19 protein-coding genes are annotated in these 13,904 nt (G+C 69.1%); 5 read left to right on the top strand and 14 right to left on the bottom strand.

Annotation, left to right across the window (positions count from 1 at the left end; all coding sequences use genetic code 11):
• The first annotated feature begins 25 nt into the window (after positions 1 to 25).
• On the top strand, positions 26 to 604 hold the full coding sequence (locus tag ACTMTI_RS47040; RefSeq protein WP_441127374.1) for a dTDP-4-dehydrorhamnose 3,5-epimerase family protein: 579 nt from the start codon (positions 26 to 28) through the stop codon (positions 602 to 604).
• Here ACTMTI_RS47040 and rfbD read toward each other — a convergent pair.
• The 10 genes from rfbD to ACTMTI_RS46990 form a co-directional block, all read right to left on the bottom strand.
• Positions 586 to 1,437: a dTDP-4-dehydrorhamnose reductase gene (rfbD, locus tag ACTMTI_RS47035; RefSeq protein WP_441127373.1), complete on the bottom strand. Its 852-nt coding sequence runs from the start codon at positions 1,435 to 1,437 to the stop codon at positions 586 to 588. The genes ACTMTI_RS47040 and rfbD overlap by 19 nt on opposite strands.
• 26 nt (positions 1,438 to 1,463) lie before the next feature.
• The gene (rfbB, locus tag ACTMTI_RS47030; RefSeq protein WP_441127372.1) at positions 1,464 to 2,390 is read right to left on the bottom strand and encodes a dTDP-glucose 4,6-dehydratase; all 927 of its coding nucleotides are present in this window, start codon (positions 2,388 to 2,390) and stop codon (positions 1,464 to 1,466) included.
• The gene (locus ACTMTI_RS47025) at positions 2,387 to 3,454 is read right to left on the bottom strand and encodes a glucose-1-phosphate thymidylyltransferase (RefSeq protein ID WP_441127371.1); all 1,068 of its coding nucleotides are present in this window, start codon (positions 3,452 to 3,454) and stop codon (positions 2,387 to 2,389) included. The genes rfbB and ACTMTI_RS47025 overlap by 4 nt, the downstream gene beginning before the upstream one ends.
• Before the next feature lie 2 nt (positions 3,455 to 3,456).
• Complete coding sequence (locus ACTMTI_RS47020) at positions 3,457 to 4,923, bottom strand: sugar transferase (protein WP_441127370.1); 1,467 nt, start codon at positions 4,921 to 4,923, stop codon at positions 3,457 to 3,459.
• Positions 4,924 to 5,194: 271 nt separating this feature from the next.
• Complete coding sequence (locus ACTMTI_RS47015; protein ID WP_441127369.1) at positions 5,195 to 5,545, bottom strand: hypothetical protein; 351 nt, start codon at positions 5,543 to 5,545, stop codon at positions 5,195 to 5,197.
• Between the two features lie 47 nt (positions 5,546 to 5,592).
• Positions 5,593 to 6,237, bottom strand: a complete 645-nt coding sequence (locus tag ACTMTI_RS47010) for a GntR family transcriptional regulator (protein WP_441127368.1) — start codon at positions 6,235 to 6,237, stop codon at positions 5,593 to 5,595.
• Positions 6,234 to 7,130: a DMT family transporter gene (locus ACTMTI_RS47005; RefSeq protein WP_441127367.1), complete on the bottom strand. Its 897-nt coding sequence runs from the start codon at positions 7,128 to 7,130 to the stop codon at positions 6,234 to 6,236. Before ACTMTI_RS47005 ends, ACTMTI_RS47010 begins: the two co-directional genes overlap by 4 nt.
• 179 nt (positions 7,131 to 7,309) lie before the next feature.
• On the bottom strand, positions 7,310 to 7,687 hold the full coding sequence (locus ACTMTI_RS47000) for a hypothetical protein (protein ID WP_441127366.1): 378 nt from the start codon (positions 7,685 to 7,687) through the stop codon (positions 7,310 to 7,312).
• A 104-nt stretch (positions 7,688 to 7,791) separates the two neighbouring features.
• Positions 7,792 to 8,298 (bottom strand): GNAT family N-acetyltransferase, encoded by a 507-nt coding sequence (locus ACTMTI_RS46995; protein WP_441127365.1) that lies wholly within the window; start codon positions 8,296 to 8,298, stop codon positions 7,792 to 7,794.
• Positions 8,299 to 8,309: 11 nt separating this feature from the next.
• Positions 8,310 to 8,651, bottom strand: a complete 342-nt coding sequence (locus ACTMTI_RS46990; RefSeq protein WP_441127422.1) for an MmcQ/YjbR family DNA-binding protein — start codon at positions 8,649 to 8,651, stop codon at positions 8,310 to 8,312.
• A gap of 130 nt (positions 8,652 to 8,781) precedes the next feature.
• Here ACTMTI_RS46990 and ACTMTI_RS46985 point away from each other — a divergent pair, with 130 nt between their 5' ends.
• Genes ACTMTI_RS46985 through ACTMTI_RS46975 form a run of 3 tightly spaced genes read left to right on the top strand, consistent with a single transcriptional unit; the run spans position 8,782 to position 10,700 of the window.
• A complete protein-coding gene (locus ACTMTI_RS46985) occupies positions 8,782 to 9,369 on the top strand; it encodes a hypothetical protein (RefSeq protein ID WP_441127364.1) in 588 nt (195 codons plus the stop codon).
• A gap of 16 nt (positions 9,370 to 9,385) precedes the next feature.
• Positions 9,386 to 10,054: a DUF4166 domain-containing protein gene (locus ACTMTI_RS46980; RefSeq protein ID WP_441127363.1), complete on the top strand. Its 669-nt coding sequence runs from the start codon at positions 9,386 to 9,388 to the stop codon at positions 10,052 to 10,054.
• 16 nt (positions 10,055 to 10,070) lie between these two features.
• The gene (locus tag ACTMTI_RS46975) at positions 10,071 to 10,700 is read left to right on the top strand and encodes a TetR/AcrR family transcriptional regulator (RefSeq protein ID WP_441127362.1); all 630 of its coding nucleotides are present in this window, start codon (positions 10,071 to 10,073) and stop codon (positions 10,698 to 10,700) included.
• On the opposite strand, the gene ACTMTI_RS46970 is transcribed toward ACTMTI_RS46975, so the two are convergent.
• Both ACTMTI_RS46970 and ACTMTI_RS46965 read right to left on the bottom strand, forming a co-directional pair.
• Entirely contained in the window at positions 10,691 to 11,110 is a 420-nt protein-coding gene (locus tag ACTMTI_RS46970; protein WP_441127361.1) for a VOC family protein, read from the bottom strand. The two genes, ACTMTI_RS46975 and ACTMTI_RS46970, sit on opposite strands and share 10 nt — an antisense overlap.
• Before the next feature lie 97 nt (positions 11,111 to 11,207).
• Positions 11,208 to 11,915: a DUF2306 domain-containing protein gene (locus tag ACTMTI_RS46965; RefSeq protein WP_441127360.1), complete on the bottom strand. Its 708-nt coding sequence runs from the start codon at positions 11,913 to 11,915 to the stop codon at positions 11,208 to 11,210.
• Between the two features lie 318 nt (positions 11,916 to 12,233).
• Between ACTMTI_RS46965 and ACTMTI_RS46960 the strand changes: the two genes are divergently transcribed.
• On the top strand, positions 12,234 to 12,509 hold the full coding sequence (locus ACTMTI_RS46960) for an isoamylase early set domain-containing protein (RefSeq protein ID WP_441127359.1): 276 nt from the start codon (positions 12,234 to 12,236) through the stop codon (positions 12,507 to 12,509).
• Positions 12,510 to 12,749: 240 nt separating this feature from the next.
• Here ACTMTI_RS46960 and ACTMTI_RS46955 read toward each other — a convergent pair whose 3' ends face one another.
• Both ACTMTI_RS46955 and ACTMTI_RS46950 read right to left on the bottom strand, forming a co-directional pair.
• On the bottom strand, positions 12,750 to 13,505 hold the full coding sequence (locus ACTMTI_RS46955; RefSeq protein ID WP_441127358.1) for an RNA-guided endonuclease InsQ/TnpB family protein: 756 nt from the start codon (positions 13,503 to 13,505) through the stop codon (positions 12,750 to 12,752).
• The gene (locus ACTMTI_RS46950; protein WP_441127357.1) at positions 13,411 to 13,878 is read right to left on the bottom strand and encodes a hypothetical protein; all 468 of its coding nucleotides are present in this window, start codon (positions 13,876 to 13,878) and stop codon (positions 13,411 to 13,413) included. The genes ACTMTI_RS46955 and ACTMTI_RS46950 overlap by 95 nt, the downstream gene beginning before the upstream one ends.
• Between the last annotated feature and the right edge of the window lie 26 nt (positions 13,879 to 13,904).

Below are 13,904 nucleotides of genomic sequence, written 5' to 3'. Positions count from 1 at the left end.
TCAGCCCTTGTGGCATGCTGCGATCATGGATCGCCTCTCGATCGACGGCGCGTGGCTGTACGCGCCACGTGTGCATGCCGACCCCCGTGGCAGCTTCCTCGAGGCCTTCCGGGCGGCCGAACTTCCGCACCGGCTGGACGTGGCCCAGATCAACTGCTCCGTCTCCCGCGCGGGCGTGCTCCGCGGCGTGCATTTCGCCGACGTGCCGCCCGGTCAGGCGAAATACGTGATGTGCGTCTCCGGCAGCGTCATGGACGTGGTCGTGGACCTCCGGGTGGGCTCGCCCACGTTCGGCCGCTGGGAGGCGGTGCCCCTGGACGACGAGACGCGCAGGGCCGTGCTCATCGCCGAGGGTCTCGGGCACGCGTTCATGGCGCTGAGCGAACAGGCCACGGTCGTGTACATCTGCTCGCAGCCGTACAACCCGGGCGGCGAGCACGGGGTTCACCCGCTCGACCCGGCCATCGGGATCGACTGGCCGTCCGGCCTGGAGCCCGTGCTGTCGGACAAGGACGCCAAGGCGCCGTCCCTGGAGGAGGCCCTCGCGGCCGGGTTGCTGCCGGACTACCAGAAGTGCGCGGAGTTCTACGCCACGCTGCACTGAGGGCTCCTCGTCAGGACGGGCCACGCCGCGTGCAGCGCCGCGCGCCAGTGCCGGATCGGCTGCCCTTTGGTGTGCGCCAGCACGCTGTTGGCCGGGCGCCGGGCCGGGCGGGGAAAGGCGGAGGTCGGCACCGGGCGCACCCGGCCGGCGTCCGCACCGAGCAGCGTGAAGATCTCCTTGGCGAACCCGCACCAGGTGGTCTCGCCCGCGCTGGTGCCGTGGTAGACACCCGGCGGCTGGTCCGACTGCGCCAGCCGGACGAGGAAGTCGGCCAGATCGGCGGTCCACGTCGGCTGCCCGCGCTGGTCGTCGACCACGTCCAGGACGGGCCGCTCCCCGGCCAGCCTGATCATGGTCCGCACGAAGTTGGCACCGTGCGCGCCGTATAACCAGGCGCTGCGCACCACGTGATGCCCGTGCTCCAGCGCCGCCCGCTCCCCCGCCAGCTTCGTCCTCCCGTACGCGTTGACCGGCCTGGCCGGAGCGTCCTCCGGGTACGGCAGGCCGCTGGTCCCATCGAAGACGTAGTCGGTGGACACGTGCAGGAGCCGCGCGCCGGCCAGGTCACAGGCCTCGGCCAGCCAGTGCACGGCATGCCCGTTGATCGCCAGCGCCTCGGCCTCGCGCGTCTCGGCCTCGTCCACCGCGGTCCAGCCGGCGCAGTTGATCACGACTCTGGGCCGGTAGGCGGACACGAAGTCGCGTACCGCCCTTTTGTCGCACAGGTCCAGCTCCGCCCGGCCGAGCCCGAGCACCGGCTCGCCGGTCAACGCCACCCTGTCGAGCACGTCCGCGGCCAGCATGCCGCCCGCGCCCGTGATGAGCCACCTCATCCCGTCTCCTACCCAATCAGACCTGATCAGCCGGCCCACCAGTCCCGGTGATCGGCGTACCAGCGGACGGTGTCCTTGAGCCCCTGGTCGAAGGGGATCTCCGGCCGGTAGCCGAGCGCCCTCAGCTTGGCGTCGTCCAGCGAGTACCTGCGGTCATGGCCCTTGCGGTCCTCGACGCGCTCCACCAGGTCCCAGTCGCGGCCGCAGGCGTCCAGCAGGCGCTCGGTGAGCTCCTTGTTGGTCAGCTCCGCCGTGCCCGCGATGTGGTAGACCTCGCCCGGCGCGCCCTTCTCCGCGACCAGGCGGATTCCGGCGCAGTGGTCGGCGACGTGGATCCAGTCCCGCACGTTGCCGCCGTCCCCGTACAGCGGCACCTTCTCGCCGCGCAGCAGCCGGGTGACGAACAGCGGGATGATCTTCTCCGGATACTGGCGCGGGCCGTAGTTGTTGCCGCACCTGCTGATGGAGACGTCCAGCCCGTACGTGATCGCGTACGCGTGGGCGATCAGGTCACCGCTCGCTTTCGAGGCCGCGTACGGCGAGCGCGGCCGCAGCGGCGCGCTCTCGTCCCACGAGCCGGCGTCGATCGAGCCGTAGACCTCGTCGGTGGACACCTGGACCACCTTCGGGACGCCCGCGTCCAGGCACGCCTGCAGCAGCGTCTGCGTGCCGAGCGCGTTCGTGCGCATGAACTCCGCCGCGCCCTCGATCGACCGGTCCACGTGGGACTCGGCGGCGAAGTTCACCACCAGGTCGTGGCCGGGGACGACGTCCTTGAGCAGGCCGGCGTCGCAGATGTCGCCGTGCACGAACTCGTGCCGGACTCCTTCGAGGTTGGCCCGATTGCCGGCGTACGTGAGCTTGTCGAGGACGGTCACGTGCACGTCGTGGAGGCTCCGGGCGAAGTGCGAGCCGATGAACCCCGCACCGCCCGTCACCAGGACTTTTGTCATGAAGAAATCTGCACCTTGCTGTGATCGCCCAGCACGAGGCGGTGGGCTCTTGGCGTATTGGGCGCCGGGGTGACCTCGACGTCGTGGCCGATCAGCGACGACTCGATGCGGCCCACCCCGGCGATGGAGGCCCGGGGCAGCACGATCGAATACTCGATCTCGCTGTCGGTGAGCGCGCAGCCGGCGCCGATGGAGGTGAAGGGGCCGACGTAGCTGTCGCTGATCCGCGCCCCGTCCCCGATGATCGCCGGACCGACGATCCGGGAGCGCTCGACCACGGCTCCGCGCTCGACGACGACCCGGCCGACCAGCTCGCTGACCTGATCCACGCGGCCGCGTACCTGTGGCTCCAGCGACTCCAGGACCAGCCGGTTGACCTCCAGCATGTCGGTGACGTTGCCGGTGTCCTTCCAGTAGCCGGAGATCACCGAGGATTCCACGCGCAGGCCCGCCTCGATCAGCCACTGGATGGCGTCGGTGATCTCCAGCTCGCCCCGCCACGACGGCTTCAGCTCGGCCACCGCCGCATGGATGGCCGGGCTGAACAGGTAGACGCCGACCAGCGCCAGATCGCTCTTGGGCTGCGCGGGCTTCTCCTCCAGGCCGACGATCCGGCCCTTGACGTCCAGCTCGGCGACCCCGAACTGGCGCGGGTCGCCGACCCTGGTGAGCATGATCTGGGCGGCCGGGCGCTCCCGCGTGAACCTGTCCACCAGGCCGTTGATGCCGCCCACGACGAAGTTGTCACCGAGGTACATGACGAAGTCCTCGTCGCCGAGGAACTCCCGGGCGATCAGCACGCCGTGGGCCAGCCCGAGCGGCGCTTCCTGCCGCAGGTAGGTCACCTGCAGCCCGAACGCCGAGCCGTCGCCCACGGCCGCCTCGATCTCCGCTTGGGTGTCGCCGACCACCAGACCGAGCTCTCTGATCCCGGTGGCCGCGATCGCCTCCAAGCCGTAGAACAGCACCGGCTTGTTGGCCACCGGCACCAGTTGCTTGGCCGAGGTGTGCGTGATCGGCCGAAGCCGTGTGCCCGATCCCCCTGCGAGCACGAGTGCTTTCACCGCTAGTAAGCCCCTTCTCCACGGGTGACGACGGACCAGGTCTTCCAGAGAATCTGCAGGTCGAGGATGAGCGACCAGTTCTCGACGTAACGCAGGTCGAGCCGTACGGACTCCTCCCACGTCAGGTCCGAGCGGCCGCTGACCTGCCAGAGCCCGGTCATCCCCGGCTTGACCACCAGGCGGCGGCGGACGTCGATGCCGTACGCGGCGACCTCCTCCGGCAGCGGCGGGCGCGGGCCGACGAGGGACATCTCGCCACGCAGGACATTCAGCAACTGAGGCAGCTCGTCGAGAGAATATTTGCGCAGAAAGGCGCCTACTCTGGTGATCCTTGGATCGTTCCTAATCTTGAAGAGCACCCCGTCCAACTCGTTCGCGCCAAGAAGGGTGTCCTTGAGCCGCTCCGCATCGACCACCATCGTACGAAATTTCACGACACGGAAATCTTTGCCGCCTTTGCCGACTCTGGTCTGGTAGAAGAGGGCGGGTCCCTGACTGGTGAGGCGGATCACCAGGGCGATGGCCAGCAGCGGCAGCGCCAGGAGCAGCAGCGCGGCCCCCGCGACCAGCCGGTCGAAGACCGTCTTCACGAGCTGCTTGGTGCCGTCGAATTCAGGATGCTCCACGTGGAGGAGCGGCATCCCCGCGACCGGCCTGATGCTGATGCGCGGCCCGGACACGTCCAGCAGCGCCGGTGCCACGAAGAGATCGGTACGGGAGGTCTCCAGGCTCCAGGCCAGCCGGCGCAGCGCGGCGCCGTCCAGTTCCGGGCAGGCCAGCACGGCCACGGCGTCGGCCTGCTCCCGCTCGACGACGCTCGCCACGTCGCCGAAGGAGCCCAGCACCGGGATGCCGTCCAGGTCCGGGTCCGGGTCCAGGTCCATCGCGTGCTCAGGAAGGCAGGCTCCCACCACCCGCATTCCGTGATACGGCTGGCGCCTGAACTGCACCACCAGATCCAGAACCGACTCCCGGTGCCCGACCGCGATCACCTGGCGCATGTACTCGCCCACCGCTCTCCTCCGGTGGAGCCGCTTGCGCATCTTGTAGCGGTAATAAAGCGTGGCCAGCAATGCCAGCGGCAGCATCGCCATCACGAAACTGCGCGCGATCGCGGTTTGCGTGGCGTAGGCCATGATGGCGACGGCGGCCATCAGGCCCACGCCGCCGTTGAACACCGCCTTGAACTCCTCCGTCCCCTCGCCGTTGGCGCGCTGGCGGTACGCGCCGCCCATCATGAGCGTGATGGGCCAGGCGATGACCAGGCCGAATCCGAGCAGGAACTCGGCCCATGGAATGAACACCCCGGCGAGCAGCCGGACGCCCAGCACGCAGACACAGGCGAGCAGCGCGCACACCGTATCCCCGTATAACAGGAGCCGTAAGTACGCCCGCGTCCAGATACTGGACGAACGGCGCGGCACGGCCCCGAGGAGCACGACAGCGGACTCCCCAGTCCCCACCCTCATAGCACCACCCTGTGATAACTACATGCACCGCGATAACTTGACGTTCCTTGCACCACATGGGTTGACAAGTCCCACGCGTTACTAAGGGCGGCGGCCCCCACTAAAGAGTAAAGATCGATTCCAGTGTGGGGAATAACGTCAAATGTCCACAATCGGACGAATGTCGAGGGGTCCCGGGGCTTGACGGAACGGTCCACAAGTGGCAGCGCCCGGTGAGGGGAAATGTGACGTTTACGGCAACATTTCAGCAGGTGGCCGCTAGGTAAACCGGCTAGTCATATTCCAGATCCGGCAATGCGGACGGCGGATCCGGGCTGCGCCAGACGACCACAACCCCGTCGTGGGCCGACTCCGAGGCCAGAGTCAGCCGGTCGAGGTCGAAATCCGGGAGGTAGCGGAGCCGGGTCAGGAAGGCCGAGTCCGTGGCCGAGCGCGGCACGACGCAGCCCTCGCCGTCACGATCGAGCAGGATGTAGAGGACGTCTTCCCCGGATTCGGTGACGACACGGACCTCCACCACGTCCTCCCACGCAAGGGCCTCGACGCTACCGTCCGCGTAGTGACGGGTGACGCCTTCTTCCGTGACATACACGTAGGAGTCCGGCATCGGGTTGCCGTGCATGGCCGCGATTCTTGCGAGTTACCGGCCAGTCCCGCAAGGGTTCGCGCTCAATGGTACGGATGACCTGTGTGCTGATCGCCCCAGGAGTGGCTGAGGTGCGCCGCCACCGCCGCCCGCGCCGCGTCCTGCGGCCCGTCCGCGATCGCATCGAGCAGCTCGCGATGCTCGCGCACCAGCAGGTCCCTGTTCTTGTAAACCTCCCGCAGCCGCACCAGCCCGAGCCTGGTCTCGGCCGCCAGCACGCCGTAGAGCCGTTCGAGCCGCGGACTGCCGACGGCCTCGATCAACGCCTGGTGCAGGGCCATGTGCTCGGCCACGGTCGCCGACCACGGCGCGCCCGCGGGCGAGGCGGCCAGCCGGTGCAGCGCGGCCTCCGCCGCCGGAACCCGCCGCCCCGCCACGGCCTGCGCCATGAGGTCTTCGAGCGGGCGGCGGACGTACATGAGATCCTCGAGGTCCGCGATCGTCACCTCGGGAACATAAGCGCTGCGGTTGCGCTCGCGTCTGAGCAGCCCTTCGTGGACCAGGCTCGCCAGCGCCTCCCGCACGGTCGGCCTGGCCACGCCGTACGCCGCGGCGATCTCCTGCTCGGGCAGCGGGGTGCCGGGCGCGATCTCGCCGGAGAGCACCCTGCTGCGCAGCGCGTCGGCGAGCGCCCCGACGGTGGAGACGGGTCTGAGCGGCAACGTCACGCCTGCGACTCTAACGCCCTTTCCGGTACGGCCGCCTTTCCTGCTGCCGCCGCCTTTTCCGGTATGGCCACAGCGACCAGGCTCAACGCGAGCAGCGCGAGCCCGGCGAGCGAGACGGGGGCCAGCCGCTCGCCGAGCACCACCAGGCCGAGCAACGCGGCGACGGCCGGCTCGGCCAGGGTCAGCGTGGCGGCCGTGGCCACGGGAGTGGTCCGCAGCCCTCGGCCGTACAGGAAATAGGAGAGAGCCGTGGTGCCGAGCCCCAGGTAGAGGACGGCGACCATGCCGCGTGGCTCGCCCAGCCACGCGACGCCGTTCATCAGCAGCACCGGCAGCATGATCGCCGCCGCCCCGCCGAACAGGACACCCATCACCGCGTCGGACTGCGCCCCCTCCCCGATCGCGCGCGCCGCCATGACCGCGTAGAAGGCGTAGAGCAACCCACCGAGCAGCGCGAACAGCATGCCGGACACGACCTGCCCGCCCGCCTGCGCACCTCCGCCCACGATGAGCGCCGCACAACCGCAGATCGCGGCCGCTGTCGCCACGGTCCACCGCCCGCTCGGCCGGCGCCCGTGCAGCGCCCAGGAGAGCACTCCCGTGAAGACCGGCCCGCTGCCGATGGCGACCACGGTGCCGATCGCCACGCCGGTACGGCCGACGGCGGCGAAGTAGCACAGCTGGTAGGCGGCCACCGCGACGGCGGCCAGCAGCAGGCCCGGCTTGATCGCCCGCCTGATGCCCGCTCCGGCGACCAGCGCGAGCGCCGCGCCCCCGATGACCAGCCGCGCGGCGGCCAGCGCCACGGAGTCGGCGGAGACGAGCAGCCCAGCCGTGCCGGCCGTGCCCCAGAGCACGGACGCGGCGACGACGGCGAGAGGTCCGTTCTTCACCCCAGCATTGTCTGACAACTAGACAGTATTGTCCAATGGCATTCTCGAACTTATCTCCCGGAGGAGTGCCGAGACACCCGGACCGCGAGCTCGGGTCCGGTCGCGAAGACCGAGGTTGCGCAGGCAGCCGCTCATGGCCGTGCCCACCAGGATCCGCTGACGTGCCGCGAGGCGGACAGTCAGACGAGGTCCTCCAGCAGCTGATCGATGGTGCGATCGGCGGATGCGGCCACGTCGCCGGCGTAGTCGTCCAGCACGGCGAGCGCGTCGTGGATGCCCAGGACGCTCTTGCGAGGCAGCGCGAGAATCGTCTCGACTTCGGCGGTGATCGAGCCCTCCACGTGGAAGGCGTCGCCGGAGGTGGAGATGCAGACCTCGAAGCGCACCTCGCGGCCGTCGGGCAGCGTGAAGACGGCACCGGTGCGGGCACCGGCCGGCGGGATGAAATAGGAGAAGTGCCGGCTTCTGACGAAGGGGTGATGCAACTCCGCCAGGATCTCCGATGCCCGGCTCAGAGCCGCCAGCAGTCTGGCCGCGGCCAGACTCTCGCTATTCACCCAAGAAAGGGTAGATCAGCGGGTCACCCGCTGGCCAGGCGCTGGGGACTTCGGCCGGCGCCAGGGGGCAGCCGGGGTCCGATCCATGGCGGCAGGCCGGCGACTCAGTCGGTGGCCAGGCGGGCGTGCCGCTCCACGTCGTAACGGACACCGTCGTAGCGCAGCTTGCCCCGTTCGATGCCCTCGGGCCGGAACCCGGCCTTGGCGGCGACCCGGCACGAGGCCGGATTGTTCGTGCGGTGCCCCAGCTCCAGCCGGAAGAGCCCGCGCTCGTCGAACGCCCACCGCGCCAGCTTCTCGGTGGCCGCCACGGCGATCCCCCGCCCCCTCGCCTCGGGCACCACCCAATAGGACACCCAGCCGTTGTCGTGCCCGTCGATCCGCGCCACCGCGACGTTCCCAACCACCCGCTCACCGCCGGCGGGATCGTCGATCGTCACCGCGAAGGCATGGCCGACCCCGCGCCAGGACGCGATCCATCCGATGGCGTCCTGGAGCGTGACAACGGGAAAGGCCGCCTGCTGTCGCAGATCAGTGGCCTGGAATGCGTTGAGTACGACCGGCGCGTCTTCCTCGCGCCATTCACGCAGCCGGATGTTCAGGTTGATCACGCCGCCTGAGATTACCCGGGACGCACCTGCTGCCCGATTTGGTGGGTGGCCTCGAAGTCGGCCACCAGTTGCTTGGGCGCGGTCAGGCACCACGCCTCGGCGGTCAGCTCGAACAGCTCATCAGCGTCGATCTTGTCGAGATGCACCACAACCCATCCGAACCGCCCGGCCGTGAACTGCTCCTCGAACACCTCGGGCCGCTCGTTCACCAGAGCGATCTGCTCCTCGATCGTGGCCTTGAGCCCGACGGTCTCGGTGGCCTCCCAGAGGTAGCCGAACCCCTTGTCGCGCACTTTCAGGCCGATCCACTCGCCCGCGTGCCGCAGCTTGACCTCGGGCAACTCGTCCAGCATGTCGAGGAACTCATCGACGCTCACACCCATGCGGCCTGTCTACCAGACCCGGCCGACACTTCAGCGGTTGAGCGATCGCTCAACAGCGTCTATCGTCTAATTGAGCGACTGCTTAAGAATGGAATCGATCATGCGGCTCTACGTTGAGACCCGGATCAGGGCGAACCTCGAGGACGTATGGCGGGCCACCCAGGACCCCGCCCGGCACCAGCGCTGGGACTTGCGTTTCGGCCGCATCGACCACCTCCGGCGCGGCCGGTTCCGCTACTCCACGCTCGGCATCAGCGGCGTAGGGGTGAGCACGGGAGATCGGCACGGGCTCGACGGCGGCCGCACGTCCGCGCTCCGCTTCGGCTCCAGCCACCCGCTCTCACCCATTCGCTCGGGCTCCGGCTACTGGCGCTACATCCCGGCGGCCGGTGGAGTCCGATTCCTCACCTCGTACGGCTACCGCCCGCGCGTCCTCCCCCGCCGGCTGATGTGGTGGGCCACCGCCTGGTCGTTCGACCGGTTGCGGCTGTGGCTGGAGACCGGCAGAACGCCCGAGCGGTCGCTGCGCCAGGCCCTCGCCGAAACGGCCGCCAGAGGCGCCGCGGCCGGGCTCGCGGTCTGGACCCTGCCGCCCGTCGCCGCCGTCGCCGTGTTCGCGGCCGTACTGGCCGTCCCGCCCTTGCCCGGCACGCCGGCAGCCCGCCGCTGCCTGCGCCGTCCACCCTGACCGGATTGGAGCGACCATGCCCTCGATCTTCCAGCGCGCGCTCGGCAGCGAGTTCGCCCGCCTCCACCCCCGACTCCAGCGCCGCTTCGGAGTCGGCCTCGAAAGCGGCGAAGCGTGCGTGGGCACAGGCGTCATGAACCGCATCTGGAACGCCGGCCCCCTGGTCCGCCCGTTCCTGGCGCTCGGCAGCCGGAGAAACGTCCTCGTCACGGACGCCGGCCGGAACATCCCTTTCCAGATCCAGAACTATCCGTACGCCGACTCCTACGGCCGCGAGACCGTCACCTTCGTCCGCACCTTCCCCGGCAGCCGCTTCGACGCGACCATGGTCTACAACGACGTCCGCGCCCAGGTCGTCGACTATCTGGGCAGCCACCAGCACATAGCCACCCCGCTCGACCTCTCCGTGGACGACCGGGGCGGGCTGATCATCCGTTCGGGCCGCCAGCGGTTCCTGGAGGGCCCGCTCGCCGTCCCCATCCCCCCGGCCGTCACGGGCACGGCGGTGGTGAGCGAGCACTTCGACGACCGGGCGGAGCGCTTCCGGATCGCGGTGACGGTGTCCAACCCCTGGCTGGGCCGGATCTTCGGCTATTGGGGCAGCTTCACGGTGCAGTACGTGGACCTCGCGTCGCACGGCATTCCCGCTAACGTGAAACCCAGGCGAGAGGACGCCCGCTGCTGACACATAAGGAAACTTGGTGGCCGACACCCGTACCAAGCTGCTCGACGCCGCGCTCGAAACGCTCAAGAAGCAGGGCATCGCGGGAGTCTCCGCCCGGACGATCGCCGCCGCGGCGGGCGTCAACCAGGCCCTGGTCTTCTACCACTTCGGCAGCGTCGACCAGCTCCTCGCCGCCGCCTGCGAACACGGCTCGCAGCAGCGCGTCGCCCTCTACCGCGACCGCTTCGCCGCCGTGACCTCCCTGCGCGAGCTGCTCGATCTGGGCCGCTCACTGCACGCGGAAGAACGCGCGGAAGGCAACGTGGCGGCGCTGGCCCAGCTCCTCGCGGGCGGCCAGACCGACGCCAAGCTGGCCCCGGCCACCGCCGGCGGCCTCAACCGGTGGATCGCCGAGGTCGAGCAGGCGCTCGGGCGGGTGCTCGCGGGATCGCCACTGGCCGAGTTCGTGGACGTGGCGGGGCTGGCCAAGGCGGTGGCGGCGGCGTTCGTGGGCCTGGAGCTGTACGAAGGCGTGGACGCCGACGGGGCCGCCCAAGCCATGGACGCGCTGGAGGAACTGGCCGTGCTGGTGACGGCCCTGGAGGACATGGGCCCATTGGTGCGCCGCGCCGTGCGGGCAAAACTGCGCCGGGCCGGTCAGTCGTAATAGCGGACTTCCAGGACGTTGCCATCCGGGTCGGGGAAATAAATGGTCTCCGGAGCGATGCCCTGGGCGCCGAAAGAGCTGGTCCCGGTTCCGGTGATCGCCACGCCGTGCTGCTTCAGCCGTACCTGCAGGGCGTCGAAATCCTCCCTGCTGACGGCCAGGCAGAAATGGTTGATCGGATGTCCGGCGCTGCCCTTCACACCGGTGCCCTCGTCCACGCCCCTGATGGCCTCGTACGCCATCAGGTCGATGATGCTCTCGGCCGAGATCCGCACGCTGGGGAAAGCCGCTTTCCCCTCGCGAAACTCCTCGGCCCGCACCGCGGGCAGGCCGATCACCTCCGTGTAGAAGTCCAGCGATCTGAGCTGGTCGGCGACCCAGCAGACGAGATGGTCCAAGCGTACGTTCATAGCAACCTCCACTCCCGTCCAATATCTGTCTCCCTAATCCCCCTGTCCACCTGTCCCTCCAGCCGCCCGCCGATCGCCGTCTGCGGGAAAGGGCGGGTTAACGTGAAGTTCGTGGTGCTGATGTGCGCCGCGGAAGCGTCTGACCGTCATCATCACGCTGCTCCTGCCCGCGTCCGGAGGCCGGTTCGCCATGCCTCCTGCGAGCGCGGGCCGGGTACCGCCTGCGGATGATCCATTCGGCCACGGCGAGGTTGATCGCCCAAGCGGCGCCCATGAGCAGCGCTCTGGGGAATTCGCCAGGCATGCCGTGGGCCACGGACCAGAGCGTCAGGACCACCGCCTGCGTGCCCGCGCCGAGGCCGACCGCATAGCCGCGGATCATCCAGGCGCGGTGCCGGGCGATGTCCCGGCGCCGGATCGCGGCGAAGCCGAGGACGATGGACAGGAGCATGGCGAGGCCGAACACGAGCCGGAAGCCGGCGAGGAGATCGCCATCACCCTCAGGGCGTGGATAGAAGAAAGTCATCCACAGACCTGAAAGCGCGGCAACGAGCCCGAACGGGACGAGAAGCCGCCCGGCGGCGCGGTGCCAGCCGGGCCTTCGGCCGCGGAAGCCGGGCGCGAACTGGAAGGCCCCCAGAATGCAGTAAAGACCGACGCTGATGATGTGCGACACCACGGGCAGGGGCGCCGCGAAGAACCGCGCGTTGTCTGGGGTGATCGCCGCGCCGCCGGTCAGCTCGGTCAGCCGGACGGCACCGGCGATCATGGGAACGGCGCTGAGCGCGATCAGCGCTGCGGGCACGCTCCACCCGGCCCTCGCCCTGGCGGTGAAGGGACCCGTCGTGGTCTTGTCGGTCATGACCCCGATCGTGACGCCCGAGGCGATGGCGGCTCATCGATAGAACGGCTCGACTTGAGCCGGCCGATCGGCGCGAATCAGGCGTACTTTCGACCGAGGAGCCGATGACCACTGATCATCGGCATCGACGTGGTGTGACCTGTGCCGACGTAACGTCGAAAAACGCCGTGAACGTCACGTTACGTCCCGCGTGTCGTGCTGCGCTGTGACCCGGCGCGCGGAAGGCTGAGGCTTGCTCGACCGAGAGAGGAGCACCCCCCGATGCTCAAGCGCGCACGGCTGTTCGGCAACAAGACCCGGGTCACCTTCAGCATGCCTGTCCAGCAACCGCTGGGCGTGGTCAGCGTTGTCGGCGACTTCAACGGATGGGAGCCCGGCAAGCACGAGCTGGTGCCCCGCCGCAACGGCACCCGCACCATCTCCGTGATCCTGCCCACGGGCGTTCACAGGTTCCGCTACCTGGCGACGGGCGGCCTATGGCTGGACGACGAGACGGCGGACTTCGTCGACGACCAGGGAAGCCAGATCCATCTCTGACCAGGGCAGTCTCACGCCCTCTTCGCGGGATCCCATCTTGAGCCCCTGGGGCGTCCGGCAGGTGGGTGAGGACGGTCTCGACCCGGAGGCCGCCCTCCGCAAGCACGGTCATCGCGGACGCCGACGATCATCGGATCGTCAAGGAGCGGTGATCAAGTCTCGACTATCGTCAGCTTCTCGGCCGTAAGCGACCGAGCTTGCAGCTCCTCGCCGTCGATGGCGTCGACGGTCCGGTCCGCGTCAGGCAGCGTGACTCACTGCCCAGCCCGCCGCACCGCGTGAGGCGATGTTGCGGGCTGCGTTGACGTCGGCGTGCTCAGCGAAGCCGCACGACGTGCAGGAGAAGGTTTCCTGGTCGGGCCGGTTTTTCTTGTCCACGTGCCCGCAGTGCGAGCATTGCTGGGAGGTGTAGGACGCATCCACATGGATCACGGCGACCCCGGCCCGGGCCGCCTTGTAGCCGATGAAGGCTCCCAGCTGGTGGAAGCTCCACGAATGCAGCGTGACCCGCTGGGGCTTGCGAAGCCGTACCCGGTCGCGGATGCCCTGGAGATCTTCCAGGGCGATGCCACGACCGGTGCGTTCTGCCTCGGTCACGACCTGCTTGGCGATGCGGTGGTTGACGTCCGCGGCGAAGCGGGCCTCCTTGCGACGGCGCCGTTTCAGCAGCCGCTTGGCCGACTTGGTGGCCCTGGCCTGCAGCCGGCGGCGCAGCTCACGGTGCCGGTGCCGGACCGCGTTCAGGGCCTTGCCGCTGTGCCGGATCCCGTCGGAGAGGGTGGCGATGTTGGCGATGCCCAGATCCACCCCGAGGAACCCCTCCGGCGCGGTGATCGGGACATCCGCTACCTCGACGGTGGCGTGCAGGAACCACATGCCCTCCCGCCGCACCAGGTCAGACTCACCCTTGCGGTGCCTGGCCAGCAGCGCCAGCTGCTGGGCCGAGCCGGTGAAGGCGATGCCGCGCAGCCGCCCGGCGGTCGTCCAGATCGACACCGTCCGATCGGCGTGCTGCCAGGACAGGCACCGGTCGTCGTACGGCTGAGCCGCCAGGGAGCGGAAGGAGATCGGTTTGCTCTCGGCTTTGACTCGCCGCGCCGATCCTTCCGGCGGCCAGGTTGGCATGCAGGGCGCGGTAGGCGTCGCAGACCTTCTTGATCACGTGCTGGGCGGCCTGCGCGGCCAGCCCGCAGTCGGCCTTGACCTGCTCGTAGGCGTGCTTACGCAGGTCGAAGTTACGGAAACACCGCTGCTGGAAGGCGATGCGCGAAACAAGGTCGGCGGCCTTGTTGGCGGCGCGCAGCGTGGCCTGCAGGGCCGCCGCCTGCTCAGGCGTCGGCAGAAGCCTCACCTGCACCACCAGTTTCACATCGAACATACTATCGTGTGACGCAG

This window comes from Nonomuraea sp. H19 (genome assembly GCF_052068215.1).
Lineage (GTDB): Bacteria > Actinomycetota > Actinomycetes > Streptosporangiales > Streptosporangiaceae > Nonomuraea.
The sequence above is the reverse complement of the archived record's forward strand: the minus strand, read 5'-3'. Positions and strand labels throughout refer to the sequence as shown.

What these genes read in the sequence shown, in the direction of transcription:
- ACTMTI_RS47040 (WP_441127374.1), top strand. Translation starts at nt 26, where the DNA reads ATGGATCGCCTCTCGATCGACGGCGCGTGGCTGTACGCGCCACGTGTG.
- rfbD (WP_441127373.1), bottom strand. Translation starts at nt 1,437, where the DNA reads ATGAGGTGGCTCATCACGGGCGCGGGCGGCATGCTGGCCGCGGACGTG.
- rfbB (WP_441127372.1), bottom strand. Translation starts at nt 2,390, where the DNA reads ATGACAAAAGTCCTGGTGACGGGCGGTGCGGGGTTCATCGGCTCGCAC.
- ACTMTI_RS47020 (WP_441127370.1), bottom strand. Translation starts at nt 4,923, where the DNA reads ATGAGGGTGGGGACTGGGGAGTCCGCTGTCGTGCTCCTCGGGGCCGTG.
- ACTMTI_RS47015 (WP_441127369.1), bottom strand. Translation starts at nt 5,545, where the DNA reads ATGCACGGCAACCCGATGCCGGACTCCTACGTGTATGTCACGGAAGAA.
- ACTMTI_RS46990 (WP_441127422.1), bottom strand. Translation starts at nt 8,651, where the DNA reads ATGCTGGACGAGTTGCCCGAGGTCAAGCTGCGGCACGCGGGCGAGTGG.
- ACTMTI_RS46985 (WP_441127364.1), top strand. Translation starts at nt 8,782, where the DNA reads ATGCGGCTCTACGTTGAGACCCGGATCAGGGCGAACCTCGAGGACGTA.
- ACTMTI_RS46980 (WP_441127363.1), top strand. Translation starts at nt 9,386, where the DNA reads ATGCCCTCGATCTTCCAGCGCGCGCTCGGCAGCGAGTTCGCCCGCCTC.
- ACTMTI_RS46970 (WP_441127361.1), bottom strand. Translation starts at nt 11,110, where the DNA reads ATGAACGTACGCTTGGACCATCTCGTCTGCTGGGTCGCCGACCAGCTC.
- ACTMTI_RS46960 (WP_441127359.1), top strand. Translation starts at nt 12,234, where the DNA reads ATGCTCAAGCGCGCACGGCTGTTCGGCAACAAGACCCGGGTCACCTTC.